Annotated in this window: 28 protein-coding genes and 1 pseudogene; 18 read left to right on the top strand and 11 right to left on the bottom strand. The window is 67.2% G+C overall.

What is annotated here, in order from left to right; genetic code table 11:
• Position 1 precedes the first annotated feature (1 nt).
• The 7 genes from ftsX (at position 2) to WDC87_RS09375 (ending at position 5,142) form a co-directional block, all read left to right on the top strand.
• Positions 2 to 949, top strand: coding sequence for a permease-like cell division protein FtsX (gene ftsX, locus WDC87_RS09405; protein ID WP_005419726.1), 948 nt, complete (start codon positions 2 to 4; stop codon positions 947 to 949).
• Between the two features lie 7 nt (positions 950 to 956).
• Positions 957 to 1,799 carry a response regulator gene (locus WDC87_RS09400; RefSeq protein WP_005411271.1) on the top strand — a complete coding sequence of 281 codons (843 nt, stop codon included), beginning with the start codon at positions 957 to 959 and terminating at the stop codon, positions 1,797 to 1,799.
• Positions 1,796 to 2,509 (top strand): uracil-DNA glycosylase, encoded by a 714-nt coding sequence (gene ung, locus WDC87_RS09395; protein ID WP_088497438.1) that lies wholly within the window; start codon positions 1,796 to 1,798, stop codon positions 2,507 to 2,509. Before WDC87_RS09400 ends, ung begins: the two co-directional genes overlap by 4 nt.
• A gap of 278 nt (positions 2,510 to 2,787) precedes the next feature.
• Positions 2,788 to 3,663, top strand: a complete 876-nt coding sequence (gene rpoH / locus WDC87_RS09390; RefSeq protein WP_005411269.1) for an RNA polymerase sigma factor RpoH — start codon at positions 2,788 to 2,790, stop codon at positions 3,661 to 3,663.
• Positions 3,664 to 3,808: 145 nt separating this feature from the next.
• A complete protein-coding gene (locus tag WDC87_RS09385; RefSeq protein WP_088497437.1) occupies positions 3,809 to 4,129 on the top strand; it encodes a hypothetical protein in 321 nt (106 codons plus the stop codon).
• Between the two features lie 307 nt (positions 4,130 to 4,436).
• Positions 4,437 to 4,826 (top strand): type II toxin-antitoxin system RelE/ParE family toxin, encoded by a 390-nt coding sequence (locus WDC87_RS09380; protein WP_088497436.1) that lies wholly within the window; start codon positions 4,437 to 4,439, stop codon positions 4,824 to 4,826.
• Positions 4,810 to 5,142: a DNA-binding transcriptional regulator gene (locus WDC87_RS09375; protein ID WP_252744520.1), complete on the top strand. Its 333-nt coding sequence runs from the start codon at positions 4,810 to 4,812 to the stop codon at positions 5,140 to 5,142. Before WDC87_RS09380 ends, WDC87_RS09375 begins: the two co-directional genes overlap by 17 nt.
• A gap of 76 nt (positions 5,143 to 5,218) precedes the next feature.
• Here WDC87_RS09375 and purD read toward each other — a convergent pair whose 3' ends face one another.
• Positions 5,219 to 6,502 carry a phosphoribosylamine--glycine ligase gene (purD, locus tag WDC87_RS09370; protein WP_252744521.1) on the bottom strand — a complete coding sequence of 428 codons (1,284 nt, stop codon included), beginning with the start codon at positions 6,500 to 6,502 and terminating at the stop codon, positions 5,219 to 5,221.
• Between the two features lie 61 nt (positions 6,503 to 6,563).
• Positions 6,564 to 8,147 carry a bifunctional phosphoribosylaminoimidazolecarboxamide formyltransferase/IMP cyclohydrolase gene (gene purH / locus WDC87_RS09365; protein WP_227836826.1) on the bottom strand — a complete coding sequence of 528 codons (1,584 nt, stop codon included), beginning with the start codon at positions 8,145 to 8,147 and terminating at the stop codon, positions 6,564 to 6,566.
• Between the two features lie 206 nt (positions 8,148 to 8,353).
• Between purH and WDC87_RS09360 the strand changes: the two genes are divergently transcribed.
• From WDC87_RS09360 to WDC87_RS09335, 6 genes are read left to right on the top strand one after another with little or no spacing between them, the layout of a single operon-like run.
• Positions 8,354 to 8,971 (top strand): CDP-alcohol phosphatidyltransferase family protein, encoded by a 618-nt coding sequence (locus WDC87_RS09360; RefSeq protein ID WP_088497434.1) that lies wholly within the window; start codon positions 8,354 to 8,356, stop codon positions 8,969 to 8,971.
• Between the two features lie 34 nt (positions 8,972 to 9,005).
• Positions 9,006 to 10,757, top strand: coding sequence for a bifunctional alpha/beta hydrolase/class I SAM-dependent methyltransferase (locus WDC87_RS09355; protein WP_252745374.1), 1,752 nt, complete (start codon positions 9,006 to 9,008; stop codon positions 10,755 to 10,757).
• Positions 10,757 to 12,085, top strand: coding sequence for a phosphatase PAP2/dual specificity phosphatase family protein (locus WDC87_RS09350; RefSeq protein WP_252745373.1), 1,329 nt, complete (start codon positions 10,757 to 10,759; stop codon positions 12,083 to 12,085). The genes WDC87_RS09355 and WDC87_RS09350 overlap by 1 nt, the downstream gene beginning before the upstream one ends.
• On the top strand, positions 12,082 to 12,519 hold the full coding sequence (locus WDC87_RS09345) for a hypothetical protein (RefSeq protein ID WP_188240565.1): 438 nt from the start codon (positions 12,082 to 12,084) through the stop codon (positions 12,517 to 12,519). The genes WDC87_RS09350 and WDC87_RS09345 overlap by 4 nt, the downstream gene beginning before the upstream one ends.
• 13 nt (positions 12,520 to 12,532) lie before the next feature.
• Positions 12,533 to 13,162, top strand: coding sequence for a lysophospholipid acyltransferase family protein (locus WDC87_RS09340; protein ID WP_072167292.1), 630 nt, complete (start codon positions 12,533 to 12,535; stop codon positions 13,160 to 13,162).
• Positions 13,159 to 14,154: a phosphatidate cytidylyltransferase gene (locus WDC87_RS09335; protein WP_252745371.1), complete on the top strand. Its 996-nt coding sequence runs from the start codon at positions 13,159 to 13,161 to the stop codon at positions 14,152 to 14,154. The genes WDC87_RS09340 and WDC87_RS09335 overlap by 4 nt, the downstream gene beginning before the upstream one ends.
• Before the next feature lie 95 nt (positions 14,155 to 14,249).
• Here WDC87_RS09335 and fis read toward each other — a convergent pair whose 3' ends face one another.
• The 3 genes from fis to prmA all read right to left on the bottom strand — a co-directional run bounded on the left by fis (position 14,250) and on the right by prmA (position 16,371).
• Positions 14,250 to 14,525, bottom strand: a complete 276-nt coding sequence (gene fis, locus WDC87_RS09330) for a DNA-binding transcriptional regulator Fis (RefSeq protein ID WP_005419706.1) — start codon at positions 14,523 to 14,525, stop codon at positions 14,250 to 14,252.
• 115 nt (positions 14,526 to 14,640) lie between these two features.
• Positions 14,641 to 15,408, bottom strand: a complete 768-nt coding sequence (locus WDC87_RS09325) for a DUF3426 domain-containing protein (RefSeq protein ID WP_072167290.1) — start codon at positions 15,406 to 15,408, stop codon at positions 14,641 to 14,643.
• Between the two features lie 42 nt (positions 15,409 to 15,450).
• Complete coding sequence (gene prmA / locus WDC87_RS09320) at positions 15,451 to 16,371, bottom strand: 50S ribosomal protein L11 methyltransferase (protein ID WP_072167303.1); 921 nt, start codon at positions 16,369 to 16,371, stop codon at positions 15,451 to 15,453.
• A 164-nt stretch (positions 16,372 to 16,535) separates the two neighbouring features.
• Between prmA and WDC87_RS09315 the strand changes: the two genes are divergently transcribed.
• Both WDC87_RS09315 and WDC87_RS09310 read left to right on the top strand, forming a co-directional pair.
• Entirely contained in the window at positions 16,536 to 17,501 is a 966-nt protein-coding gene (locus WDC87_RS09315) for a hypothetical protein (protein WP_065178827.1), read from the top strand.
• On the top strand, positions 17,498 to 17,872 hold the full coding sequence (locus tag WDC87_RS09310; protein ID WP_072167288.1) for a hypothetical protein: 375 nt from the start codon (positions 17,498 to 17,500) through the stop codon (positions 17,870 to 17,872). Before WDC87_RS09315 ends, WDC87_RS09310 begins: the two co-directional genes overlap by 4 nt.
• A 133-nt stretch (positions 17,873 to 18,005) precedes the next feature.
• Here WDC87_RS09310 and accC read toward each other — a convergent pair whose 3' ends face one another.
• The 4 genes from accC to WDC87_RS09290 form a co-directional block, all read right to left on the bottom strand.
• Entirely contained in the window at positions 18,006 to 19,373 is a 1,368-nt protein-coding gene (gene accC, locus WDC87_RS09305) for an acetyl-CoA carboxylase biotin carboxylase subunit (RefSeq protein WP_065178826.1), read from the bottom strand.
• A gap of 10 nt (positions 19,374 to 19,383) precedes the next feature.
• Positions 19,384 to 19,863 carry an acetyl-CoA carboxylase biotin carboxyl carrier protein gene (gene accB, locus WDC87_RS09300; RefSeq protein WP_019660824.1) on the bottom strand — a complete coding sequence of 160 codons (480 nt, stop codon included), beginning with the start codon at positions 19,861 to 19,863 and terminating at the stop codon, positions 19,384 to 19,386.
• 59 nt (positions 19,864 to 19,922) lie between these two features.
• Positions 19,923 to 20,366 (bottom strand): type II 3-dehydroquinate dehydratase, encoded by a 444-nt coding sequence (gene aroQ, locus WDC87_RS09295; protein WP_053498267.1) that lies wholly within the window; start codon positions 20,364 to 20,366, stop codon positions 19,923 to 19,925.
• A 292-nt stretch (positions 20,367 to 20,658) separates the two neighbouring features.
• A complete protein-coding gene (locus tag WDC87_RS09290) occupies positions 20,659 to 21,387 on the bottom strand; it encodes a DOPA 4,5-dioxygenase family protein (protein WP_252745370.1) in 729 nt (242 codons plus the stop codon).
• Positions 21,388 to 21,552: 165 nt separating this feature from the next.
• On the opposite strand from WDC87_RS09290, the gene WDC87_RS09285 reads away from it, so the two are divergent.
• Positions 21,553 to 22,380: an isocitrate lyase/phosphoenolpyruvate mutase family protein gene (locus tag WDC87_RS09285; protein WP_252745369.1), complete on the top strand. Its 828-nt coding sequence runs from the start codon at positions 21,553 to 21,555 to the stop codon at positions 22,378 to 22,380.
• Positions 22,381 to 22,413: 33 nt separating this feature from the next.
• Here WDC87_RS09285 and WDC87_RS09280 read toward each other — a convergent pair.
• Positions 22,414 to 22,947 (bottom strand): annotated as a pseudogene (locus WDC87_RS09280) (hypothetical protein).
• A 125-nt stretch (positions 22,948 to 23,072) separates the two neighbouring features.
• Here WDC87_RS09280 and WDC87_RS09275 point away from each other — a divergent pair.
• Both WDC87_RS09275 and WDC87_RS09270 read left to right on the top strand, forming a co-directional pair.
• Positions 23,073 to 23,669, top strand: coding sequence for an NAD(P)H-dependent oxidoreductase (locus WDC87_RS09275; protein ID WP_072167285.1), 597 nt, complete (start codon positions 23,073 to 23,075; stop codon positions 23,667 to 23,669).
• Positions 23,670 to 23,685: 16 nt separating this feature from the next.
• Entirely contained in the window at positions 23,686 to 24,279 is a 594-nt protein-coding gene (locus WDC87_RS09270; RefSeq protein WP_065178823.1) for a TetR/AcrR family transcriptional regulator, read from the top strand.
• A gap of 13 nt (positions 24,280 to 24,292) precedes the next feature.
• On the opposite strand, the gene WDC87_RS09265 is transcribed toward WDC87_RS09270, so the two are convergent.
• On the bottom strand, positions 24,293 to 25,075 hold the full coding sequence (locus tag WDC87_RS09265) for a D-alanyl-D-alanine carboxypeptidase family protein (protein WP_072167284.1): 783 nt from the start codon (positions 25,073 to 25,075) through the stop codon (positions 24,293 to 24,295).
• Positions 25,076 to 25,187 lie beyond the last annotated feature (112 nt).

Below are 25,187 nucleotides of genomic sequence, written 5' to 3'. Positions count from 1 at the left end.
GATGGCGAAGAACGAAAACAGCGAAGCCGCCGCCCCGTCGCGCGTGGGCGTCTGGTTCCAGCACCACGTGCACAGCGTGGTGTTCAGCCTGGGCCGCGCCTGCCGCAAGCCGTGGGCGACCCTGCTGACCGTGATGGTCATGGCGCTGGCCCTGGCGTTGCCGCTGGGGCTGTCGATCGCGCTGGACAACCTCAAGCAGTTCGCCGGCAGCGTGCAGCAGTCGCGCGACATCAACGTGTTCCTGAAGGGCAACATCGATGGTCCCGGTGCGCTTCGCCTGGCCGGCCAGCTGCGCGACCGCGATGACGTGGCCGAAGTGAATGTGCGCACACCCGAGCAGGGCCTGCAGGAACTGCGTGATGCCGGCCTCGGTGAGGCGATCGATGCGCTCAACGACAATCCGTTGCCCTCGCTGCTGGTGATCACCCCGGGCCAGGGCAAGGACGACGCACGCCTGGCGCGCGCGCTGGAAAGCCTGCCCGAGGCCGATCTGGTGCAGCACGATGCGCTGTGGCGCCAGCGCCTGGACGCCTGGCTGGCGTTCGGTGCACGTCTGGTGCAGGTGCTGTCGGTGCTGCTCGGCGTGGGCGCCGCGCTGGTGGTCGGCAACACCGTGCGCCTTGACATCCAGGCCCGTCGCGAAGAGATCGGCGTGCTGCAGCTGCTCGGCGCGAGCGATGGCTTCATCCGCCGCCCGTTCCTGTACCTGGGCGCGTGGTACGGGCTGGGCGCCGGCGCGGTAGCGCTGGCCCTGATCGGCGCCGCCGGTGCCGCCCTGCGCGTGCCGCTGGCCGAACTCTCGCGCAGCTACGGCAGCCCGTTCGTGCTGCATGGCCTGGACCTGCTGCACGGCGGCCTGGTCCTGGTCGGCACGCTGCTGCTGGGCTGGCTGGGCGCCTGGCTGGTGACCGGCCACTTCCTCCGCCAGACCCGTCCGACCGACACCTGAGACCGGCATGCAACCGCAAGCGCTGAAGCACCTTGAAGGGCCCGCGACGCGGGTGATGGTGGTCGATGGTTCGAAGCTGGTCCGCAAACTGATCGCCGATGTCCTGCAGCGTGACCTGCCGGGCGTGGAGGTGATCGGCTGCGACAGCATCGAGGATGCGCAGCAGGCGCTGGCGCAGGGCCCGGTGGACCTGGTGACGACCTCGCTGACCCTGCGCGATGGCGACGGCCTGGCGCTGGCGCGGATGGTGCGCGAAGCCGCCGGCCAGGCCTATGTGCCGGTGATCGTTGTGTCCGGCGATGCCCAGCAGCACCTGGAGCAGCGACGCTTCACCGAGTACGTCACCGACTATTTCGACAAGGCGCTGGGCCATGAGGCACTGGCGACCTTCATCCGTGGCTATGTGCAGCCGCAGACCATCCCCGGCGCCACCATCCTCTATATCGAAGACAGCCGCGTGGTGGCCGAGGCCACCAAGCGCATGCTCGAGCGCCAGCAGTTGAACGTACTGCACGTGGTCAGCGCCGAAGAGGCATTCACCCTGCTCACTGCCGAGTCGCTGGGCCGCAGCCGCCACCGCATCGACCTGGTGCTGACCGATGTCACCCTGAAGGGCGAACTGAGCGGGCGCGACGTGGTGCAGCGCGTGCGCGTGGACTTCGGTTACGGCAAGCGCCGCCTGCCGGTGCTGGTGATGACCGGTGATGGCAACCCGCACAACCAGACCGGGCTGCTGCAGTCCGGTGCCAATGACCTGGTGCTCAAGCCGATCGAAGAGCGGCTGCTGGTCACCAAGGTGTTGTTCCAGCTGCGCCTGGCCCGATTGAACGATGGACCCCTGATCCGATGATGGATGAAGTAGCCGACACCCCGACGATCCAGCTGGAACCGAGCTGGAAGCAGCATGTCGGCGATTACCTGCTGCAGCCGCAGATGCGCGAGCTGTCCAGCTTCCTGCGCCAGCGCAAGGCCAGTGGCGCGGCGGTGTTCCCGCCCGGCCCGCAGATCTTCGCCGCGTTCGACGCCACGCCGTTCGAGCAGGTGAAGGTGGTGATCCTCGGGCAGGACCCGTACCACGGCCGCGGCCAGGCGCATGGCCTGAGTTTCTCGGTGCCGCCGGGCGTGCCGGTGCCGCCGTCGCTGCTGAACATCTACAAGGAGATCGAGAGCGATCTCGGCATCCCGCGCCCGGACCACGGCTGCCTGATTCCGTGGGCGCAACGTGGGGTGCTGCTGCTCAATGCCGTGCTGACGGTGGAAGAGGGCAAGGCTGGTGCCCACCAGGGGCGTGGCTGGGAGGGCTTCACCGATCACGTGGTGGACGTGCTCAACCGCGAACGCGAAGGCCTGGTGTTCCTGCTGTGGGGCGCCTATGCGCAGCAGAAGGGCAAGGTCATCGACACCCGTCGCCATCGCGTGCTGAAGTCGCCGCACCCGTCGCCGCTGTCGGCCCATCGTGGCTTCCTCGGCTGCCGGCATTTCTCGATGGCCAACGAGTACCTGCAGCGCCGCGGCCAGGCCCCGATCGACTGGTCGCTGCCGCCGCGTTCGGCGCTCTGAGCACCGGCGGGCTGCTGGGCCTGAACATCGGGCAACGTCTCCGGGCCTGAATGGGCCTTCAGAACGGCCCGTTCAGCTCCGCTTGACTGAAATCGGCAGGTTTCTGCCAGGTAATTGCTTGAATTCCAAGGGATTGTGAATCCCGAAAAGCATGCTCGCCACTGTCATCAAATCGCGCTACGGTAGGGCTCTGTTTGGGACCAGTGTTGCATCAATAGGATGCTGGAACTTTTTCCTCCTTTAGCAGTCCAAATCCCGGACTGCTAAGATGGGTGCCTATGAGCCAGAACACCTCTACTGCCCTTGTGGCAAACAATCTCCCGATTCCCAGTGCGCTCGGTTCGCTGGACGCCTACATCGGTGCCGTGCACCAGATCCCGGTGCTGTCGGTCGATGACGAACAGGACCTGGCCCGTCGCTTCCGCGACGGCAACGATCTGGACGCCGCCCGCGAGCTGGTGCATTCGCACCTGCGCTTCGTGGTGCACGTGGCCCGCGGCTACAACGGCTACGGCCTCGCGTTGGGCGACCTGATCCAGGAAGGCAACATCGGCCTGATGAAGGCGGTCAAGCGCTTCGACCCGGACATGGGCGTGCGCCTGGTCTCCTTCGCCGTGCACTGGATCCGTGCCGAAATGCACGAGTTCATCCTGAAGAACTGGCGCATCGTGAAGGTCGCCACCACCAAGGCGCAGCGCAAGCTGTTCTTCAACCTGCGCAAGTCGAAGACGCGCCTGGGCTGGATGAACGCGGCGGAAGTGAGCGCGGTGGCCAAGGACCTGAACGTGTCCGAGCGCGAGGTCATGGAAATGGAGTCGCGCCTGTCCGGTCGCGATATCGGTTTCGATGCGCCGACCGACGAGGACAACGAGCACGCCCCGCCGTCGCCGGCTGCGTTCCTGGTTGCCGATGACGAAGACCCGTCGATGGCCTACGAGCGCGAGGACAGCGAAGACAACCAGATGCAGCTGCTGCGCGAAGGCCTGGCCGAACTGGATGCGCGTTCGCGCGACATCATCCGTCGTCGCTGGCTGGATGCCGACAGCAAGGTGACGCTGCAGGAACTGGCCGACGAGTACGGTGTGTCGGCTGAGCGCATCCGCCAGGTCGAGGCGAACGCGCTGAAGAAGATGAAGGCGCTGTTCACCGCGTAAGCGGGAAGGCGTCGCAATTGTGAAAGGCCCGGCAGCAGTGCCGGGCCTTTCTTGTCTGCGCGGATGCCCCCGCTCTGCTACACACTGCGGTCGGACGTCAAAGGCGGTGGCCTGTCAGCGGCGCAGCCCGTACAAGGAGTCCACGATGAGTTACGAGTACAGACTGGTGTTCGATCACACCTCAGCAGCGAAGCGCGTCATGGACGTACTGGCTGAGGACGCCAGCTGCGTAGGGCGTCAGGGGCCGGATCTCTGGTTGAAGGATCGAGCGCTGCATAATGGCGCGGACTACGATGTGGGGCTGACGTACGAAGGTGACTGCTCGCTGTGGTTGCAGATCCAGACCGGCTCCCCGTATCTGCATGCACGCCTGCAGGACGCGCTGGACGGCGCGTCTGTGGTCTGCCTGGAAGACGGTGATATCAGTGACGCCGTAACGCTGCGCACCGCATTTCGCATCCGGTGACAACGACCCGGCTGTGCCGGGTCGTTCCGTTCGGCCAGTAGATCCACGCCACGCGTGGATGCCTGATCTGCATTCACGCTTCGCGTGTGATCGCGCGCCAGCCGATGTCGGTGCGGTGGTACTCGTTTCACCGCATAAGCAGGAAGGCGTTGGAATGAAGAAAGGCCCGGCAGTGATGCCGGGTCTTTTTGTTTTTGGAGCACATCCACGCATGGCGTGGATCAATCCTGACGCCAGGGCGGCAGCTGCGCCGACCGGAGCATGCGCTGGTTGCTGACTTTCACGCCGTACCACTCGGTGGCACGGTATGATCATGTCACGTGTCTTCCGCACTCGAAGCTTCAACCGCAGTACACGACGTTCTTCACTGACCGATAGAGCCTTGTGCCACGCGGTGGTGGAAATGCGTCAAGGACTGATTGATGCAGATATAGGGGGCGGCCTTCTCAAAAAGCGAGTTGCGCTGCCGGGCCGCGGAAAGCGCGGTAGCGCCCGCGTTATTGTCGCAACTAAGGTGGGGCGCTACTGGTTCTTTCTCTTCTGCTACGAGAAGAACGCGCGCCCGACCATCAGTAGTGCGGAACGGGATGCCCTTCAGCTGTATGCGTCTGAGTTCTTGAGAATGTGCCCTGCACAGTTGGACAGGGCAGTTATCTGCGGAGAACTGCAGGAGATTTGCCATGACAAAGACGGTTGAACATAGACGTGCAAAGAGTGCGATCCTCGATGCGGTGCATGAAGGCGCGGCGGGCCTTTACGCCAGCGGCTTCATCGACAAGCGGCGCATGAGCATGTACGAGGCGCTTTGTCTGGAGCCTGTGCCCGAATACAGCAGCGCCCAGATCCGTGCACTTCGCACGTCGTTGGAACTTAGCCAGCCGGTGTTCGCAGGTGTGCTCAACACCAGCGTTTCGACGGTCCGTAGCTGGGAGCAGGGCGAGAAGAAGCCAAGCGGGCCGTCGCTGAAGCTTTTGAACCTGATCGACCGTAAGGGCCCGGACGCCGTTCTCTAGAGCAAAGGCCCGGCATTGCCGGGCCTCCCTCGTTGGTGAGATTCATCCACGCCACGCGTGGATGCCTGATCCACATTCACCCCTCGCGTGCGATCGCGCGCCAGCCGATGTCGGTGCGGTGGAACGCGTTGGCCCAGGTCACCTTGGCGACGCCGGCATAGGCATTGGCCTGCGCGTCGCGCACGCTGTCGCCCAGTGCCGCCACGCACAGCACGCGGCCACCGGCACTGACCACCTGGCCCTGCGCATCCAATGCCGTACCGGCATGGAACACCTTGGCGCTGGCCGGCACGTCGCCCAGGCCGGAAATCACGTCACCGGTGATCGGCGCTTCCGGGTAGGGCTTCGCGGCCAGCACCACGCCCAGTGACGGGCGCGCATCCCACTGCGCTTCTACCTGGTCCAGGCGGCCCTCGATGGCCGCTTCGACCAGTTCGACCAGATCGGACTGCAGGCGCAGCATCACCGGCTGGGTTTCCGGATCGCCGAAGCGCACGTTGAATTCAATTACCTTCGGCGCGCCGCTGGCATCGATCATCAGGCCGGCGTAGAGGAAACCGGTGAACGGGATGCCGTCGGCGATCATGCCCTGCACGGTCGGGTTCACCACTTCGCGCATCACGCGTGCATGCACCTCCGGCGTCACTACCGGCGCTGGCGAGTACGCGCCCATGCCACCCGTGTTGGGGCCGGTGTCGCCGTCGCCGACGCGCTTGTGGTCCTGCGAGGTGGCCATCGGCAGCGCATGCACGCCGTCCACCATCGAAATGAAGCTGGCTTCCTCGCCACCGAGGAATTCCTCGATCACCACGCGGGCGCCGGCATCGCCGAACGCGTTGCCGGAGAGCATGTCACGCACCGCGTCTTCGGCCTCGGCCAACGTCATTGCGACGATCACGCCCTTGCCGGCGGCCAGGCCATCGGCCTTGACCACGATCGGTGCACCCTTCTCGCGGATGTAGGCCAGGGCAGCGTCCACGTCGGTGTGCACGGCATAGAACGCGGTGGGGATGTTGTGGCGGGCCAGGAAGTCCTTGGCGTAGGCCTTGCTGCCTTCCAGCTGCGCGGCGGCGGCGGTCGGCCCGAAGATGCGCAGGCCGGCGGCGCGGAAGCGGTCGACCACACCGGCCACCAGCGGTACTTCCGGGCCGACCACGGTCAACGCCACGCCTTCAGCCTGGGCCAGCGCCAGCAGGCCGTCGATATCGGTCACCTTCACCGCCACGTTGCGGCACTTGTCTTCGCTGGTGGTACCGGCGTTGCCGGGCGCCACGATCACGTCGGTGACACGGGAGGACTGGGCCAGCTTCCATGCCAGGGCGTGTTCGCGGCCGCCGGAGCCGATGACGAGGATCTTCATGGGACAGGGTTCTCGGATACGGAAAAGAAAAGCCGGGCAGGGCCCGGCTTGGTGATGCGGATCAGTGGCGGAAGTGGCGCACGCCGGTGAACACCATGGCCAGGCCATGTTCGTCGGCGGCGGCGATCACTTCGGCATCGCGCATCGAACCGCCCGGCTGGATAACCGCCTTGATGCCGGCGGCAGCGGCGGCATCGATGCCGTCGCGGAACGGGAAGAACGCATCGGAGGCCATCACCGAACCCTCGACCACCAGGTTCGCGTCGGCGGCCTTGATGCCGGCGATGCGGGCCGAGTACACGCGGCTCATCTGGCCGGCGCCGACACCGATGGTGCGGTTGTCCTTGGCGTAGACGATCGCGTTGGACTTCACGAACTTGGCCACCTTCCAGGCAAACAGCAGGTCGGTGAACTGCTTGTCGGTCGGCGCCAGCTTGCTGACCACCTTCAGCTCGTCGCGGGTCATGCCGCGGTTGTCTGACGACTGCAGCAGCAGGCCCGAGCCGACGCGCTTGCTGTCGAAGTTGTTCAGACCGTCGCCATGCGGGATGCGCAGCACGCGTACGTTGGCCTTCTTCTGCGCGTACTCCAGCGCGGCCGGCTCGTAGTCCGGGGCAATCAGCACCTCCACGAACTGGCGGTCCAGGATCACCTTGGCGGTGGCGGCGTCCAGCGGCGTGTTGAAGGCGATGATGCCGCCGAAGGCGCTGGTCGGGTCGGTGGCGTAGGCCAGCTCGTAGGCATCGCCGTTGCCGGCGCCGACGGCCACGCCGCACGGGTTGGCGTGCTTGACGATGACGCAGGCCGGCGCATCGAACTGGCGCACGCATTCCCACGCCGCATCGGCATCGGCCAGGTTGTTGTAGCTCAGCTCCTTGCCCTGCAGCTGCTGGAAGGTGGCCAGCGTGCCCGGGACCGGGTACAGGTCGCGGTAGAACGCGCCGCTCTGGTGCGGGTTCTCGCCGTAGCGCAGGTCCCTCACCTTCACGAAGGTGGAGTTCATCTGCGCCGGGTATTCGGCACGGGCCGGCACGGCGGCGTCGGTGGCGGTGACCGCCGACAGGTAGTTGCTGATCGCCGCATCGTACTGGGCGACGCGGTTGAACGCGGCCACCGAGAACGCGAAGCGGGTGGCAGCCGTCAGCTGGCCGCTGTTGGCCTCCAGCGAGGCCAGCAGCTCGGGGTACTGCGACGGGTCGGTGGCCACTGCCACGCGGGCGAAGTTCTTGGCCGCCGAACGCAGCATGGCCGGGCCGCCGATGTCGATGTTCTCGACCGCGTCGGCCAGGGTGCAGTCGGCCTTGGCGGTGACCGATTCGAACGGGTACAGGTTCAGCACCAGCAGGTCGATGGCGCCGATGCCGTGCTCGGCCATCACCGCGTCATCCAGGCCGGAGCGGCCCAGCAGGCCGCCGTGCACCATCGGGTGCAGGGTCTTGACCCGGCCGTCCATCATTTCCGGGAAACCGGTGACCTCGGCCACGTCCTTCACTGCCAGGCCCGCCTCGCGGATTGCCTTGGCGGTGCCGCCGGTGGACAGCAGCTCCACGCCGCGTGCCGCCAGCGCAGTGGCCAGCTCGACCAGACCGGTCTTGTCGGAAACGGAGAGGAGGGCCCGGCGGACGGGCAACAGATCAGCAGTCATGGGACGGAATCGGCAGCGGAGCGGGGCCGATATTGTAGGCGGTGGGGGCCGGTGGCGGGCGCTGGTGGTGGTAATCAACCCGCACCGATGGCCTGTGGCCGCCTTCAGCACCGTCTGGCCGGGGGGGCCGCAATCAATTCGATGGGGCGCGCTGCCCCAATCGGGTAGGCTGTGCGGGAACTGCCAAGGATCAGCGGGTTCGGATCGTGTCGATCTATGCATTGAAAGGACGTTTTCAGGACCTCCTGCGTCCGGCCGTACGCGGCCTGTACCGCGTGGGGATCACCGCCAATGCGGTGACCGTGGCCGCTGCCGTGGTCTCGCTGCTGGTGGCCGGCGCCGTCTGGTGCTGCGCGCCGGCCCAGCCATGGCTGTACCTGTTGCTGCCGCTGTGGATGCTGCTGCGCATGGCGCTCAACGCCGTGGACGGCATGCTGGCCCGCGAATTCGGCCAGCAGTCGCGGCTGGGTGCCTATCTGAACGAATTATGCGATGTGATCGCCGATGCGGCGCTGTACCTGAGCCTGCTCAGCGTGCCGGGCGTGCGCCCGGAGGCGCTGTGGCTGCTGGCCTGGACCGCGGCGCTGAGCGAATACGCCGGCGTGCTGGGGCTGATGGTCGGCGCCAGCCGCCGCTATGACGGCCCGATGGGCAAGAGCGACCGCGCCTTCGTGATCGGTGCGCTGGGCCTGCTGCTGGCGTTTGAGTGGGTTGGCGCGTTGACGGTCACGGGCGTGGCCGCCGCCATGGCGGTGCTGTGCGTGCTGACGATGATCAACCGGGTCCGTCGCGGACTGCGGGAAACCGCAGTTTCGCCAAATTAATCAAGCAGATAGAAAAAGACAATCAGGAGATTGCATGCGTCAGGCGAAGGAACGGGAATTCCACAGCTTCGACCAGGTACCGCTGTTCTACCGGTACTGGGCCGGCACCACCGCCACCCCGGCCACCCGGGCCATCGTGCTGCTGCACCGCGGGCACGAGCACTCCGGGCGTGTTACCCACCTGGTCGATGAGCTGGACCTGCCTGACACCGCCTTCTTCGCCTGGGATGCGCGCGGCAATGGCCGCTCGCCGGGCGCGCGTGGCGATGCACCGGGCTTTCCGGCGCTGGTGCGCGACCTGGACAGCTTCATCGCCCACATCGGCGCCGAGCACGGGATCGCGGTGGAAGACATCGTGGTGATCGCGCAGAGCGTGGGTGCCGTGGTCGCCGCCACCTGGGTGCACGACTACGCGCCACGCCTGCGCGCGCTGGTGATGGCCTCGCCGGCGTTCAAAGTGAAGCTGTACGTGCCGTTCGCACGCCCGGGCCTGGCCTTGATGCAGAAGCTGCGCGGCAACTTCTTCGTCAACAGTTACGTCAAGCCGCAATGGCTGACCCACGATCCGGCGCGGGTGGAAAGCTACCGCACCGATCCGCTGATCACCCGGCCAATCTCGGTGCGGGTGCTGCTGGGCCTGTACGAGGCGGCCGATCGCATCGTCGCCGATGCGCAGGCGATCAGCGTGCCGGTGCAGCTGCTGGTGTCCGGCTCGGACTTCGTCGTGCACCGTGGCCCGCAGGACCGCTTCTACGAGCGCCTGTCCAGCCCGATCAAGGAGCGCGTGCATCTGCCGGGCTTCTTCCACGACACGCTGGGCGAGCGTGATCGGGCACCGGCACTGGCGCGCATCCGCAGCTTCATCCAGGCGCGTTTCGCCGAGCCGTTGCGCGAGCTGTCGCGCCGCGATGCGCACCGCCATGGGCCGACATTTGAAGAGTCTGAAATCCTGGCCTGGCCGCCCGAGCGCAACAGCCTGGCCGATCTTCGCTGGCGCGTGGTGCGCGGTGGCCTGCGCTTTGGCGGCAGACTGTCCGAAGGCATTGCACTGGGCCTGCAGACCGGTTTCGATTCGGGCAGCACGCTGGACTACATCTATCGCGACGAAGCACGTGGCAAAGGCCCGTTGGGTCGCCTGGTCGACCGCAACTACCTGGATGCGATCGGCTGGCGCGGCATCCGCATTCGCGGTCGGCACCTGCAGGAACTGCTGCGCGATGCCGCCCAGTGCCTGCGTGGGCAGGGCATGCCGGTGCGCGTGCTGGACGTGGCCGCTGGCCATGGCCGTTATGTACTGGAAGCGCTGGGCCAGGGCGAGCAACGCGCCGAGCGCATCGTGCTGCGCGACTTCAGCGGTCTGAACGTGACCCAGGGCCAGGCGTTGATCGAGCGCCTCGGTGCGTCCGACATCGCCCGTTTCGAACAGGGCGATGCGTTCGATCCGGTGCAGCTGGCGCAGGTCGACCCGGCGCCGACGCTGGCGGTGGTATCGGGCCTGTACGAACTGTTCCCCGACAACGACGCCGTGCTGCGCTCGCTGCAGGGCATCGCCGCAACGGTGCCGATGGGTGGCTACCTGGCCTACACCGGCCAGCCCTGGCACCCGCAGCTGGAGTTCATCGCCCGCGCGCTGACCAGTCATCGTGGTGGCGCTGCTTGGGTGATGCGCCGCCGCACCCAGCAGGAAATGGATGAACTGGTGCGCCTGGCCGGGTTCGAGAAAGTGACGCAGCGCATCGATGACTTCGGCATCTTCACTGTGTCGCTGGCACGCCGGACCGCGTGATGGCGACGCTGGCTGCAACTCCGCTTGCCACGGCGGGGCGCCCCTGGCGGCGCGCGCTGCTGTGGCTGGCCCTGCTGGGCCCGTTCTTCTTTGCCAGCTACGGCTTCGCCAACTGGATGGCCGGCCGCCACGCCGAACTGCCGGTGATGGCGTTCGGTTGGGAAACGCAGATTCCGTTCGTGCCATGGACGATCGTGCCGTACTGGTCGATCGACCTGTTCTACGCGGTCTCCTTCTTCCTGTGCCGGCAGCGCCTCGAACTGGACCGGCACGCATTGCGGCTGTTCAGTGCACAGCTGATCGCCGTGAGCTGCTTCCTGCTGTGGCCGCTGCGCTTCAGTTTCGAGCGGCCGGAGATCGGCGGTGTGTTCGGCTGGCTGTTCGATGTGCTGCTGGGTTTCGACAAGCCGTTCAACCAGGCGCCATCGCTGCACATCGTGCTGCTGATCGTGCTGTGGGTGAAGTTCGCGCAGTACCTGCACGGTGCCTGGCGCTGGGTACTGCATGTGTGGGCGCTGCTGATCGGCGTCTCGGTGCTGACCACGTTCCAGCATCATTTCATCGACATCCCGACCGGCCTGCTGGCCGGCTGGCTGTGCGTGTGGTTGTGGCCGGAGCAGGGCACGCCACCGCTGCGTGCCTGGCGCATCGTGCGGCATGCCAAGCGGTGGCGATTGGCTGCGCTGTACCTGCTGGGGGCCGCTGTGCTGCTGGTGCCGGTGGTCCTGCTGCGGGGTACGGCGTTGTGGCTGCTGTGGCCGGTGGTGTCGCTGCTGCTGGTGGCGCTGGCGTATGCCGGTCTGGGTACGGCGGTGTTCCAGAAGCGCGCCGATGGTCGCCTGACCATGGCGGCACGCTGGCTGCTGGCACCGTACCTGGGCGCCGCCTGGATCAACTCGCGGCTGTGGACACGGCGTGCGCCGCAGCCGGTGCCGGTGCTGGACGGCGTGTGGCTGGGCCGGATTCCCTGCACGGTATTGCCGGCACCTTTGGTGGGCGTGATCGATGCCTGCGCCGAGCTGTCCTGCCGCGCGCCGGGCGCGGCGTATGCCAGCGTGCCGATGCTGGATCTGGTGGTGCCCACGCCGCACCAGTTGTGCGAGGCCGCCGAGGCCATCGAACGGCTGCGGGTACAAGGACCGCTGCTGGTGTGCTGCGCATTGGGTTACTCACGCAGTGCCGCCAGCGTGGCGACGTGGCTGCTGCGCACGGGCCGTGCCGCGGAAGTCGAGGCGGCGGTCGCCATCGTGCGTGCGGCACGCCCCGGCATCGTGCTGGGCCCGGAGCATCTGCAAGCCATCACCGCAGCGGCTGGAGGGCGCGCATGAGTGCCGTTCCCGAACTGGCGACCATGCAGCTGCTGCTGCGCCAGGGACGCTGGCCCGCGCTGCTGTCACTCGGGCTGCTGCTGGTAGCGCTGCTGCTGCTGGGCATCGAAGCGGGGTTGGCGATGATCGCCGCCGGGCTGTTGCTGCTCAGTGTGGGCGCTGGGCTCATGCAGGCCTACCATGCATGGCGGGTCGGGCTGGACGCGAGCCTGCTGCAGCTGTTGTGCGATGAAGGCCTGGATGGCGAAGCCGCTGCACGCCGTACCGACCAGCTGCTGCAGGACAGTGGCCTGCGCCGCACACCGGCCGATGCGCCGCTGCGCGGCTGGGACGTGCGTTGGGCCGGCATGCGCCGGCTGCTGCTGCGCCAGTACCTGCTGACAGCAGTGCAGGCCGCACTACTGGTGCTGGCCGTAGTGTGGCCGCAGACGTGAACGGGAGGGGCCGATGTTCGCCGAACTGATTGCACGCGCCTGCAGTGGCGCGATCCACGTGGTGACCGGCGCCCGTGCGCTGTGGATCGGCTGTGCGCCGTCCAGCGAGCGCCGCGTGTACTACGGCAACCACGCCAGCCATGGTGACTTCGTGCTGATCTGGTCGTCGATGCCGCCCGCGCTGCGGCGACAGGTACGCCCGGTGGCCGCCGCCGAATACTGGCAGCGCGACCGCCTGCGCCGCTACCTGATCGATGCGGTATTCAACGGTGTACTGGTAGAGCGTGAGGCCGGGCATCGCCAGCAGGACCCGTTGCAGGTGCTGCGCGATGCGGTCGACGAAGAGTGCTCGCTGATCCTGTTCCCGGAAGGCACGCGCAATGTGGGCGATGAGCCGCTGCTGCCGTTCAAGAGCGGCATCTACCACCTGGCGCGGCAACGGCCGGAGCTGGAGTTCGTGCCGGTGTGGATCGACAACCTGAAGCGGGTGATGCCGAAGGGCCGGTTCCTGCCGCTGCCGCTGCTGTGCACGGCTACGTTCGGCACGCCGCTGCGGCTGCAGGCCGACGAGGACAAGGCCGCATTCCTGGCCCGCAGCCGGCAGGCGCTGCTGGACCTGGCGCCGAATGGAGGGCGCGCATGAGCTATCTGATGGACGTGTCCGGTGACCTGGCCGCGCGCAGCGCGGGCCAGCAGACCGGCCTGCTGTTTGCCGGCGTCGGCGCGGTGCTGGTGCTGGCCACGCTGGTGGCCGAGACCCTGCGCTGGCGGCAGCGTGGGCAGCCCAGTGCAGTGATCGCCAACCTGGTGTCGCGCATCCGCGCCTGGTGGGTGATGGCGATCGTGGTCGGGCTGGCGCTGTTCTTTGGTCGCGCGGGGGTGATCGTACTGTTTGCGATCATCTCGCTGTTCGCGCTGCGCGAGTTCATCACTCTGGCACCGACCCGCTCGGGCGACTACTACGCGCTGCTGGCCGCGTTCTACATCGTGCTGCCGTGGCAGTACTACCTGGTGTGGATCGACTGGTACGGCATGTACACGCTGCTGATTCCGGTCTACGCGTTCCTGTTCCTGCCGATCCTGTCCACCATCGGTGGCGATACCACGCACTACCTGGAGCGGACGGCGAAGGTGCAGTGGGGGCTGATGATCTGCGTGTTCTGCATCTCGCATGTGCCGCTGCTGCTCAACCTGCATGTGCCCGGGCATGATCCGGCGCGCAACGTGCTGCTGTTTGCCTTCCTGGTGATCGTGGTGCAGTCCTCGGATGTGCTGCAGTACATCTGGGGCAAGCTGCTGGGCCGGCACCTGATCGCCCCGAAGCTGTCGCCGTCGAAGACGGTGGAGGGCTTCGTGGGCGGCGTGCTGAGTGCCAGCGCGCTGGGAGCGGCGCTGTGGTGGATCACCCCGTTCACGCCGCTGCAGGCGTTCGGCCTGTCGCTGCTGATCAACCTGATGGGGTTCTGGGGCGGCCTGGTGATGTCGGCGATCAAGCGCGACCGTGGCATCAAGGACTGGGGCCACATGATCGAGGGCCATGGCGGCATGCTCGACCGGCTGGATTCGGTGTGCTTCGCCGCGCCCGTGTTCTTCCATGTGGTGAGGTACTACTGGAAGGCGGGCGGAGGCAGCTGATTCTGCCGGGCTTCGATCCACGCATGGCGTGGATCCACCGGTCCTGCCATCGTTCATGGGATTGCCGGCCAGCGGCCGGCACGACCCACGCGCGCTTACGCGCTGATGCCGTATTCCTTCAGCTTCTTGCGCAGGGTGGCGCGGTGGATGCCCAGCATCGCCGCGGCACGGCTCTGGTTGCCTTCGCAGTGGTTGAGCACTTCCACGAACAGCGGGATTTCCATCTCGCGCAGCACGATCTCGTAGACATCGTCCGCGTCGCAGCCATCAAGGTCACGCAGGTAGCGGCGCACGGACTGGGCGACGTGTTCACGCAGCGGTGGCCGGGGAGCGCCACGACTGTTGTCAGGACGAGAGAGGACAGCGTTCAAGGGGATTCCCGATTCGGTTGGCCCGTGCGCGCGGAGCGCGCGGCCGGACGAGGTGGTGGCGGCCAGTCTAGCGCGAGCGTGCCCGACCTGCCACGGCTGGTCGCCTCTATCCTGCTCAGAGGAAGTCGAAGGTGAATGCGACGGTGGATGCGGCGGGTTCCTGCACGCGGAACGCAATGCGTGCACTCTGGCCCGGTTCCAGCACGGCCGCGCCGGGGTTTTCGCCAAGGTACTGCGCCGGTGCGAACACGCCACTGCCGATCACCCGGCCATCGGCATCGGACAGCGACAGGCGCAGATCCGGCCAGGCCTGTGCCCAGCGTGCATCGTTGCGGATGCTGGCCTGCACCTGCAGTACGCCGGCCTGGCCCGGCAGGGGGCGGATCTCGCGGCTGGTCATGGTGAACGCGGTGGGTTCATGCCAGGCCGGCAGGTTGCAGCGCAATACGCCGCACAGTGCGCCCAGCCAGGCGCGGTTGCCGGCGTCGGCGGCCAGTCGCGCTCGATCGGCCAGCACGCTCTGCAGGACCAGCAGCAGTGCCAGTCCGGCGACCAGCCCCCAGTGCCAGCGTGGCGTCGGCAGTGCGCGTGGCCGCGAGGTGCCCAGGAAACTGGGTGCATCCCCAGCCACGGCCTGCGGGGCCGGAACGGCAAGGACGGGTTCGATCACGGCCGCTTCGTCGGGGTTGACGATGTCATCGCTCGGTCGCGTTTCCGCCATCGGTGGCAGCGCCGCTTCGAGGGGGGCGCGGGCTTGGGCTGGCGGGATGTCCTGCATCGCCGGGTCGGGCGTGCGTGAATCGGTCGCAGGTGCAGCCTCGCCTTCCGACGTGGGGCGCAGGAAGGTGGCCAAGGGGCGGCGCGGCGGGTTCGGCTCGGACATGCTCAGGGTGCGGGCTCGGATCCAGCGGTCATTCAATCACGATCAGGCGCGGCGTATGCCGGTGATGCGCATCCAGTCGCCATCCTGGGTCGCCTGCAGGTCGTCGAACCACGCGGCGTAGCGCTGCAGCAGTTCGCCTTCCTGGCCATGCAGGATGCCGGACAGGGCGATGCGGCCGCCGGCAGCGACGCGCGCGGCCAGCAGCTCGGCCAACGCGTCCAGTGCCGAGGCAAGGATGTTGGCGACCACGATCGGGTAGGTGGCGACCGGTTCGTCCTGCGGCAGGTACACGTGCATGCGCGCCTGCTCGCCGTTGCGCTCGGCATTGTCGGCGGTGGCGACCAGCGCCTGTGGATCGTTGTCCACGCCGACCGCTTCGGCGGCACCCAGCTTCAGCGCGGCCAGGGCGAGGATGCCCGAGCCGCAGCCGAAGTCGAGCACGCGCTGGCCCTGCAACTGGCCGTCCACGGCCAGCTGGTCCAGCCAGCGCAGGCACAGGGCGGTGGTCGGGTGGGTGCCCGAGCCGAAGGCCAGGCCCGGGTCCAGCCGCACCACGGCGGCATCGGCGGCCTGCGCGGCGTCCGGCAGTTCATGGTTCCACGGCACGATCCAGGTACGGCTGCCGAAATCCATCGGCTGGAACTGGTCCAGCCAGGCGCGTTCCCAGTCTTCATCCTCGACGGCGCGGAAGCTGCCGTTGCTCCAGTCCAGTTCCGGATCGAACGATTCCAGCGCGGCCAGCAGCAAAAGCGCATTGCTGTCGGCGGGGAACAGTGCGCTCAGCACCAGGGTGTCCCACAGCGGCGTTTCACCCACGCCGGGTTCGAGGATGGCCTGTTCGTTGCTGGTGTCGGCTTCGGCATCGAGCAGGGTCACAGCCAGTGCGCCGACGTCCTCCAGCGCATTTTCATAGCGGGGCTGGGTGGCTTCGGTGCAGCGCAGGGTCAGTTCCAGGAACGGCATGGCGGTGGGGGCAATCACGGGAAAGGGGGCCATGCTAGACCATCGGAGCGTCTCCGTATCGCGTGAGATGCCATCTTGAGATGAACGGGGGCAGTTCAGACAGGCCTGCCGGGCCTTGCTAAACTCGGCACTTTCCTGTGCGCCGTGAACGCTCACCGCCGCCGATGGCCTTCGCCCCGACCCTGAAAACCTGGTTGCTCGTGCTGCCGGCGGTGGCCGTGCTGGGCGTGGCCGGGTACCGGGCCAGCGGCCATGCGGCGGGCGTGGCATCACCGTCGCCGGACCTGCCGACCGTCGTGGCCAGCCGCGACAGCGGAGCGGCGTTGCCGGTGGTGCCGGAAGCCCTGGCGCGCCGGCTGGCCACCGTCGAGCGCGGCAACACGCTGCCGTCGGGCCTGCCGCTGGACCTCCGCGCTGACATCGAAGATGCCAGCGATCTGTACGCCTACGCCCAGCGACTGCGCGTGCAGGCCGATACCGGTAACCATGAAGCGCGCTGGATGCTCAGCCGCGTGTATGACTATTGCGCGCAGTACGCACTCGATCCGGGTGGTTACCGCTTGGACAACAACGTGTTGAGCGGGTTGGGCCTGACCGCGGCGCCGGCGATGATCGAGGCCCGCGAGCGCGTGGCGCAGCGGTGTGGCGGCTTCGTTCCGGGCGACAAGCTGGGCGCTGCGCTGGTGCTGGCCGAACGCCGCAAGGCGGCCGCGCAGGGCAATCTGGCCGCAGAAGCATCGCTGTTCGCCGAGGGTGAGCCGTTGCATGACAGTGCCGAGTACCGCCGCGACCTGGTCGAGCGCGTGCGCACTTCGCGTGACCCGGAGGCCTATATGGCGATCGCGCCGGGCATGGGCGTGCGTGCCGCCGGTGACAGCGCACTCGACGGCCTGGTGGCGGGCGAACAGCTCAGTGAGCTTGCATGGCGGCTTGCGGCCTGCGAACTCGGTCTACCGTGTGGAGCGGACAGCGTGCTGGTCAACAGTTTTTGTGCGAACGGAGGGATCTGTTCGCAGGATGGAGCGCAGGATTTCCGGGATTTCGTGTATGACGCTGCGGTATCGCGGCAAGGTGCTGGGAAAATGAAGGAATGGATCAAGCGATTGATTGGAAAGAGGGACGGGCGATGAATTACCGTCGATTCCTGCATGGGGCCAAGTTCTGGTTCTGGGTGGCGCTGTTCGTGGCCTACTCTGCCGGTGCGGTCGGCCTGCTGATGATCGATACCTACGAGGATCGGTACCGGCATCTGTCGAAGGTGGAACTGACCACGGTGAAGGCGCAGGAAGACGTGCGCCGCGCCGGCGCCAGCCAGGTCGCTGCGGTCTATCGCGCGCAGACGGGCATGCCGTTCGCTTCACTGCCGGCTGGCAGCACCTTCCAGGTAGTGTGGCCGGATGGCTCGACCGAGACCATGGTGATCGTCGATCCAGCCTCGCCCAATGGCGTGCGGCCGCTGGCCAATTCGCAGATTCCGGCGACGGCGGCGGACGCGCGCTGAAGCAGCATCAGTAGAGCCGAGCCATGCTCGGCTGCACTCGCCCGCAAGCCGGGAACGGCTCGGCGCTGCCGGAAGGAAAACAGAAAAGGGCGGGGATATCCCCGCCCTTTCCTTGTCCAGCATCGGCTGACGATCAGGTCAGCGCGATCGGCTTGTTCTTGCGCTCGGCAAGGCGCTTTTCCAGGTAGTGGATGTTCTGTCCACCGGCCTGGAAGCCCTTGTCGCGCATGATCCGCTGCTGCAGGGCGATGTTGGTCTTGATGCCATCGACCACCATCTCGCTCAGCGCCACCCGCATGCGGGCGATGGCGGTTTCGCGGTCCGGGCCGTGCACGATCAGCTTGCCGATCATCGAGTCGTAGTTGGACGGCACGCGATAGCCACTGTAGATATGGGTATCCACGCGCACGCCGGGGCCCCCCGGCGGATGGAAGCCGGTGATGGTGCCCGGGCTCGGCACGAAGGTCTCAGCGTCTTCGGCGTTGATGCGGCATTCGATGGCATGGCCGGTCAGCACCACGTCGCTCTGCTTGATCGACAGCTTCTGGCCAGCGGCGATCTTCAGCTGCTCGGCCACCAGGTCGATGCCGGTGACCATTTCGGTGACCGGATGCTCCACCTGGATGCGGGTGTTCATTTCGATGAAGTAGAAGCGGCCGTCCTCGTACAGGAACTCGAAGGTGCCGGCGCCGCGATAACCGATGCGGATGCAGGCTTCCACGCACACCTTGCCGATCTGCTCGCGCTGTTCGGCGGTGATGCCCGGTGCCGGTGCTTCTTCCACCACCTTCTGGTGGCGGCGCTGCATCGAGCAGTCGCGTTCGCCGAGGTGGATGGCGTTGCCCTGGCCGTCGGCCAGCACCTGGATCTCCACGTGGCGCGGGTTCTCCAGGAACTTCTCCATGTAGACCTCGCCATTGCCGAACGCGGCCTTGGCCTCGCTCTTGGTGGTTTCGATCGAGGTCTTCAGCGAAGCTTCGGCGTGCACGACGCGCATGCCACGGCCACCACCGCCGCCGGCCGCCTTGATGATGACCGGATAACCGATCTCACGGGCGATCTTGGTGTTGGCGACGATGTCGTCGCCCAGCGGGCCGCCCGAGCCGGGCACGCACGGCACGCCAGCGGCCTTCATCGCGCGGATGGCTTCGACCTTGTCACCCATCATGCGGATGGTGTCAGCCTTGGGGCCGATGAAGATGAAGCCCGACTCTTCCACGCGCTCGGCGAAGTCGGCGTTCTCCGACAGGAAGCCGTAGCCCGGGTGGATGGCCTGGGCGTCGGTGACTTCAGCGGCGGCGATCAGTGCCGGGATGTTGAGGTAGCTCTGCGGCGACGGCGCCGGACCGATGCAGACCGACTCGTCGGCCATGGCCACGTGCTTGAGGTTGCGGTCGACCGTGGAATGCACGGCCACCGTGCGGATGCCGAGGGTGTGGCACGCGCGCAGGATGCGCAGCGCGATCTCCCCTCGGTTGGCGATGACGACTTTGTCGAGCATGGCGCGCCCCTCAGCCGATCACGAACAGCGGCTGGTCGAACTCCACCGGCTGGCCGTTCTCGCCGAGGATGGCGACGATGGTGCCGGAGGTGTCGGCTTCGATCGGGTTGAACATCTTCATCGCTTCGATGATGGCCAGGGTTTCGCCTTCCTTGACCTGCTGGCCCACGGTGACGAAGGCCGGCTTGTCCGGGGCGGACGAGGCATAGAACGTGCCGACCATCGGCGAGCGCAGCACATGGCCTTCCGGCAGCGCCGGGCCCGGCTTGGCGGTGCCGCCGGTGGACGCTTCGGTCGGCGACTGCATCGGCATCGCCTGCGCCGCCGGCGCCGCCGGGGCGGCGTACACCGGAGCTGCGACCGGCGCGGCATAACCAGCGACCGGAGCGCGCGACAGGCGCACCGACTCTTCGCCTTCCTTGATTTCGATTTCAGCCAGGTTCGACTCTTCCAGCAGGTCGATCAGCTTCTTGATTTTGCGCAGATCCATGAGGGCCTCTTTGGTTTCTATCTAGGTGAGGAGAGCGCCGTGGGCGCCCGGGTCGACAATCAGGTGGCGGATACGCGCAGCAGCGCCGCGTCCATCGCGTAGCGGTAGCTGTCGGCACCGAAGCCGCACACCACGCCCACCGCCTTGTCACTGAAGTAGCTGTGCTGGCGGAAGGGTTCGCGGGTATGCGGGTTGGACAGATGGATCTCGATGAACGGCACCGCCACCGCTGCCAGCGCATCGCGCAGGGCCACCGAGGTGTGGGTGAAGGCGGCGGGGTTGATCAGGATGAAAGCGGTTCCGTCGTTGCGCACAGCCTGCACGCGGTCGACCAGCACATGCTCGGCATTGGACTGCAGGCTCTCCACGGCGTGCCCGGCAGCGGATGCCTGCGCGGCCAGGGCTTGGTCGATGTCGGCCAGCGTGGTGTGGCCGTACACCTCCGGCTCGCGGGTGCCGAGCAGGTTGAGGTTGGGGCCGTGCAGGACCAGCAGCTTCGCCATGGGATCCGGAAGACGGGAAAGGGCGGCAGTCTGGCGGAACCGGCGGATGCTGTCCAGTTCGGCGAAGTTTGCAGCGTTTCAATCGTCCGTTTGAAATTCGCCGCAGGGCTTGTCGCCGTACGGCGGGCGCTGGATCAAGGCGCGCTGAACGGCGTGCTTGCGGTGGTTGCGAGCACGTAGGCCGACGATCACGCCCGGGCCGCTCATCGGCAGAGCCACACCCTGCGTGGATGAGGAGGCGTAGGGCGCAGCCGCTGTGCCCTTACCAGGGAGTTGCCTGTCAGCTGATCGCTCAGGTCTCCAACGGTACCGTCGGCACCACGTTCGGGAATACCTCCTCCAACGGCTCCTGTTCCCCCGGCTGCGGCGCCGGCCAGTTGTAGGCGTTCACCGGCTGAGCGCGGTTCACCCACAACGCGTAGTACAGGTGATCGGCGCGACCGTCGCCGGTATTGGGGTGGATCAGGATGGTCAGCCCCAGGCTGTTGAGCTGCAGCCAGGGCACCAGCACCGGCAGCAGGTCGTTGGTGAAGCCGAAGTAGAAAGAGGGGGTGACGTGCGGGCCACGCGGCTCCAGGTTCCAGTTGCCCAGCTCCACCGGGAAGCGCTCGGCGGCCCAGCGCCGCAGCAGGGCTGCCTTCTCGAAGCTGTCCTCATCGAAATAGATATGGGCGTGGTAGCTCTTGATGTCGGTGTAGGCGCGCGGGGCGGTGGGCAACGTGGCCTCGCCGGGGCGCACGCTGGCCGGGCGCGGGGTCGGTTCGCTGGCCGTGGCCTGGCCCCAGGGGCTGCGGCCCTTGGACGCTGGCGGAACGATGGCGCGGAAGCCGGGTCGTCCGGGCTCGGTGGTGTTCACGGCGCTGCCGACGCGCGCGGCGGCGGTGGCGGTGGACGCGCTGGCCAGGCCGCCGGCGGCCAGGCCGGCCGACGCGATCAGGCGCCGGCGGGCGGGCGAAAGCAGGTCGGCCCGGTGGGCGTCATCGTCGCCCGCGTCGATGAGGGGCTGCGGGTCCGGGTGCATGAGGTGCTCCGTGGCGGCATTGGGGGGGCAGGCGTCCACGCTCGGGCACGGCTGCCGGTGGCGTCCAATAAGCAGCCGGCATCACTTCATGCACGGCTGCCTTCGTCGCCTTGAGCGCGACCGAACGGCGGGCTAGGGTGCAGGTTTGCCGCCCCGGAGCCCGCCATGGCCTCGCCTCATGCCGACACCCTGCGCAAGCGCGCCAGCTTCCGCCAGTTGCATGCAGCAGGATGCTTCGTGCTGCCCAATCCGTGGGACGTCGGCAGTGCGCGCTATCTGCAACGGCAGGGCTTCCAGGCCTTGGCCACGACCAGTGCCGGCTGCGCCTGGAGTGAGGGGCGGCCGGACGGCGCGGTATCGCTGCAGGCCACGCTGGAGCACCTGCGACTGATGGCGGCGGCGACCCCGTTGCCATTGAATGCCGACTTCGGTGATGGTTTCGGCGCTACGCCACAGGCGGTGGAGGAGGCGGTGACCGCGGCGCTCGATACCGGCATCGCGGCGTTGTCGATCGAGGACGCCAGCGGCCTGGCCGATGCACCACTGAGGCCCATCGAGCAGGCGGTCGAGCGATTGCGCGCGGCGCGTGCGGCCATCGACCGCGCGGGCGGCGACGTGCTGCTGGTCGGGCGAGCGGAGAACTTCTTCGTGGGCGTACCGGATCTGCAGGACACCCTGCGGCGCCTGCGTGCCTATGCCGAGGCCGGAGCCGATGTGCTGTATGCACCGGGCATCAGTACGCGCGAGCAGATCAGTGCGGTGGTCGCCGCCGCGGGCTCCAAGCCGGTGAACCTGCTGGTCGCTGGCCCCACAGCACTGAGCCTGCAGGACATCGCCGCACTTGGCGTTCGCCGGGTCAGCCTGGGCGGTGCGCTGGCGCGTGCCGCGTGGGCTGGACTGATGCAGGCGACCCAGCCGATCGTGCAGGACGGACGCTTCGATGGCCTGCAGCAGGCGGCGTCCGGGGCGGCCTTGAACGCGTTGTTCCAGTAGCCCCGCGCCCTGCATGGCGGGAAGGGCCGGCGACTACAACGCCTCGATCTCCCGCTTGGGCAGGATCACGCCGGGTTCCAACGCTGGCAGCAGTTGGCGAAGCAGGCGTGGATTGTCCTACAGCCCCGTGCCGTCCAGATATGTCCACCCGGAACCGCCAATGCGGCGCACGGCCACCATGAACGTGGTGCTGCGCATCGGGGTTTCACGCACCCGTACCAGGGATTGGCGTGGCACGAAGCAGACTTCTTCCTCCCCAGCCGCATAGGTCCGGGTCGGCACACCGACGTCTTCGCTGATGACCACCACGCCGCCGCTGTGCTGCTTCTTCAACGCATCGCGGGTGATCGCCTGGAAGGCCTCATCGCCGCCGGCCAGCCGCTTGAGGCTGGGATGCGTACGCTCGATGAGGAAGTCCGCGTCGCCGCGGGCGTAGGCAGTCATCAGGGCGCGCACATCTTCGCGCAGGGCCTTCGCGTCACTGGGACTGAGTTCACCCGCGAAGGCGGATGGCAGCAACAGCGACAGCAGCAGCGTCAGTATCGTCAGGGGCAGGCGTCGATCCATCTCCGGGTGTCCCACAGGGCATCGCTGCACTATACGTTGGACGCGAAAACAGCGTCCCACCGGTGGCGCTGGTTTCCCCGGAATCGCTACTTACCATTAGTAAGTATAGATTCCTGGAGATCTCCATGCACAGCCTCATTGTCATCGCCCACCCTGAGCCCGGTTCGCTGACCCACGCGATGGCGCGTCGCATCGGTGATGCCATTGCCGCGGCCGACACCGGCAACACCGTGGCCTATGCCGACCTGATGGCCGAAGGCTTCGATCCGCGCTTCAACCCGCAGGACCAGGCGTTGTTCCGCAGCACCGGCGCGGTACCGGCCGATGTCGCTGCCGAGCACGCGCGGCTGGATGCCACCGATACGCTGGTGCTGGTGTTCCCGTTGTACTGGTGGTCGTTCCCGGCGCTGCTGAAAGGCTGGATCGACCGTGTGTTCACCAACGACTGGGCCTACGCACAGGATGCGCAGGGCAGGCTGGTGAAGAAGCTGCAGCGCCTGAATGTGCATCTGGTCGGCTTGGGCGGCGCCGACGCAGCCATGGTCGAACGTCGTGGCTACGACGCGGCAATGAGGACCCAGATCGACATGGGCATCTTCGACTATTGCGGCGCGCGCGTGCTGTCGTCCCACCTGCTGTTGGACGCCGATACCGGTGCCGCTGAAGCGCATCTGCAGACCGCGCTGGCGATCGGCCGTAAAATTGGTGTTCCGATGCGCTGATCGCCGTGCTCCGCCGATGCCCGCCAACGCCACCCCCACGCGCCGCCGAATGACCCGGGAGCAACGCACCCGCCAGTTGCTGGATGTGGCCTGGGCACTGGTCCGCGAAGAAGGTACCGGAGCGTTGACGCTGGGGCGGCTGGCCGAAGCGGCGGGCGTGACCAAGCCTGTGGCCTATGATCACTTCGTGACCCGCAATGGCTTGCTGGCGGCGCTCTACGATGACTATGACGGACGCCAGACCGTGGTCTTCCACGAGCGTATCGGTCGCGCCCGGGCGCAACTGGTCGATCGGGCGGCGGCTATCGCCTCCGGCTACATCGACTGCGTCCTCAGCCAGGGCAGTGAAGTGCAAGGCATCCTCGCCGCGCTGGTGGGGGCGCCGGAACTGCATGAGGTGCGGCGGCGCTACCAGCAGGATTTCATCGACAACTGCCAGGTCTGGCTGGGCCCGTTCGCGGCCGACGGCACGGTGTCGCTGGCCGGGCGCTGGGCCATCCTCGGTGCGGCTGAAGCCCTTTCAGAGGGTGTGGCTGCCGGCGCGCTGGACAAGGCCGGTGCCGTGGCCGAGCTGCAGCGGCTGATCGTGGCGACGGTCAAGCGGCGCTGAGCCGCACGAGCGGTCAGCCGCCGGCCAGGGCGGCGAATCCCGCGGCCAACTGGTCGCGCACCAGTGCGTCGCGCGCGTCGCGGCTTGCAGAGCCCAACACCACGGTGATCAGCCGTACCGGCTGGTCCCGCCCGGGTACTGGCCGGCACGCGGTGGCGGCCAGGCAGAAGCCTGCGGCCTGGGTGTAGCCGGTCTTCAAGCCGTCCACGCCGTCTTCGCCGAGCAGGGCGTTCTGGTTGCTGCGGTTGAAGCTGCCATGGGCGAACGCGCGCTGCGCGGTGATCGCCAGGATCTGCGGATGATCGTTCAACAGGCGGGCGGCCAGCACCGCCATGTCGCGCGCGCTGGAGACATGGTGCGGTGTGGTGATGCCGGACACGCTGGCAAACCAGGTGCTGCGCAGCCCGAGCTGGCGTGCGTGCCGGTTCATGCGTTCCAGGAATGCGGCCTGCGATCCGTCCAGGTGGCGCGCGATCGCCAATGCAGCGTCATTGCCGGACACCACCATCAACCCTTCCAGCAGGCGCGCCAGGGTGATTGTCTCGCCGGGCGCCAGGCCCATGCGCGTTTCATCATCGGCCACGGCATGCACATCGTCGGCGGCGATGGTGACCGGGTCGTCCCACGAGCGTCCGTTCTCTTCGACGCACGCATAGGCGGCGTAGGCGGTCATCAGCTTGGTCAGCGATGCCGGTTGCCGCGCGGTTTCAGCGTTGTGCTGGTGAATCACCGCAGAGGTTGCCGCTTCCAGGGTGATGGATGAAATCGGTAGGGGGGCGGGCGCAGCAGACGGCATGGCGGGCGGAGATGGCAGCGACAGTCAGCAAGAATAGTTCGTGCCGGCTGCACGAAGCCGCACTGCCGGTGCGCTGCAGCGTGCACGGTAGCGCCCGGTTGCGCCCGGGCTG

It is taken from the genome of Stenotrophomonas maltophilia group sp. Smal12 (assembly GCF_037079935.1).
Classification (GTDB): domain Bacteria; phylum Pseudomonadota; class Gammaproteobacteria; order Xanthomonadales; family Xanthomonadaceae; genus Stenotrophomonas; species Stenotrophomonas sepilia.
This window is presented reverse-complemented; position numbering and strand designations above follow the sequence as displayed.

Excerpts from the sequence above, each read along its gene's own strand:
- ftsX (WP_005419726.1), top strand. The coding sequence starts at position 2 with ATGGCGAAGAACGAAAACAGCGAAGCCGCCGCCCCGTCGCGCGTGGGC.
- WDC87_RS09400 (WP_005411271.1), top strand. The coding sequence starts at position 957 with ATGCAACCGCAAGCGCTGAAGCACCTTGAAGGGCCCGCGACGCGGGTG.
- ung (WP_088497438.1), top strand. The coding sequence starts at position 1,796 with ATGATGGATGAAGTAGCCGACACCCCGACGATCCAGCTGGAACCGAGC.
- rpoH (WP_005411269.1), top strand. The coding sequence starts at position 2,788 with ATGAGCCAGAACACCTCTACTGCCCTTGTGGCAAACAATCTCCCGATT.
- WDC87_RS09385 (WP_088497437.1), top strand. The coding sequence starts at position 3,809 with ATGAGTTACGAGTACAGACTGGTGTTCGATCACACCTCAGCAGCGAAG.
- WDC87_RS09380 (WP_088497436.1), top strand. The coding sequence starts at position 4,437 with ATGATCATGTCACGTGTCTTCCGCACTCGAAGCTTCAACCGCAGTACA.
- WDC87_RS09375 (WP_252744520.1), top strand. The coding sequence starts at position 4,810 with ATGACAAAGACGGTTGAACATAGACGTGCAAAGAGTGCGATCCTCGAT.
- purD (WP_252744521.1), bottom strand. The coding sequence starts at position 6,502 with ATGAAGATCCTCGTCATCGGCTCCGGCGGCCGCGAACACGCCCTGGCA.
- purH (WP_227836826.1), bottom strand. The coding sequence starts at position 8,147 with ATGACTGCTGATCTGTTGCCCGTCCGCCGGGCCCTCCTCTCCGTTTCC.
- WDC87_RS09355 (WP_252745374.1), top strand. The coding sequence starts at position 9,006 with ATGCGTCAGGCGAAGGAACGGGAATTCCACAGCTTCGACCAGGTACCG.
- WDC87_RS09350 (WP_252745373.1), top strand. The coding sequence starts at position 10,757 with ATGGCGACGCTGGCTGCAACTCCGCTTGCCACGGCGGGGCGCCCCTGG.
- WDC87_RS09345 (WP_188240565.1), top strand. The coding sequence starts at position 12,082 with ATGAGTGCCGTTCCCGAACTGGCGACCATGCAGCTGCTGCTGCGCCAG.
- WDC87_RS09340 (WP_072167292.1), top strand. The coding sequence starts at position 12,533 with ATGTTCGCCGAACTGATTGCACGCGCCTGCAGTGGCGCGATCCACGTG.
- WDC87_RS09335 (WP_252745371.1), top strand. The coding sequence starts at position 13,159 with ATGAGCTATCTGATGGACGTGTCCGGTGACCTGGCCGCGCGCAGCGCG.
- WDC87_RS09325 (WP_072167290.1), bottom strand. The coding sequence starts at position 15,408 with ATGTCCGAGCCGAACCCGCCGCGCCGCCCCTTGGCCACCTTCCTGCGC.
- prmA (WP_072167303.1), bottom strand. The coding sequence starts at position 16,371 with ATGCCGTTCCTGGAACTGACCCTGCGCTGCACCGAAGCCACCCAGCCC.
- WDC87_RS09315 (WP_065178827.1), top strand. The coding sequence starts at position 16,536 with ATGGCCTTCGCCCCGACCCTGAAAACCTGGTTGCTCGTGCTGCCGGCG.
- WDC87_RS09310 (WP_072167288.1), top strand. The coding sequence starts at position 17,498 with ATGAATTACCGTCGATTCCTGCATGGGGCCAAGTTCTGGTTCTGGGTG.
- accC (WP_065178826.1), bottom strand. The coding sequence starts at position 19,373 with ATGCTCGACAAAGTCGTCATCGCCAACCGAGGGGAGATCGCGCTGCGC.
- accB (WP_019660824.1), bottom strand. The coding sequence starts at position 19,863 with ATGGATCTGCGCAAAATCAAGAAGCTGATCGACCTGCTGGAAGAGTCG.
- aroQ (WP_053498267.1), bottom strand. The coding sequence starts at position 20,366 with ATGGCGAAGCTGCTGGTCCTGCACGGCCCCAACCTCAACCTGCTCGGC.
- WDC87_RS09290 (WP_252745370.1), bottom strand. The coding sequence starts at position 21,387 with ATGCACCCGGACCCGCAGCCCCTCATCGACGCGGGCGACGATGACGCC.
- WDC87_RS09285 (WP_252745369.1), top strand. The coding sequence starts at position 21,553 with ATGGCCTCGCCTCATGCCGACACCCTGCGCAAGCGCGCCAGCTTCCGC.
- WDC87_RS09275 (WP_072167285.1), top strand. The coding sequence starts at position 23,073 with ATGCACAGCCTCATTGTCATCGCCCACCCTGAGCCCGGTTCGCTGACC.
- WDC87_RS09270 (WP_065178823.1), top strand. The coding sequence starts at position 23,686 with ATGCCCGCCAACGCCACCCCCACGCGCCGCCGAATGACCCGGGAGCAA.
- WDC87_RS09265 (WP_072167284.1), bottom strand. The coding sequence starts at position 25,075 with ATGCCGTCTGCTGCGCCCGCCCCCCTACCGATTTCATCCATCACCCTG.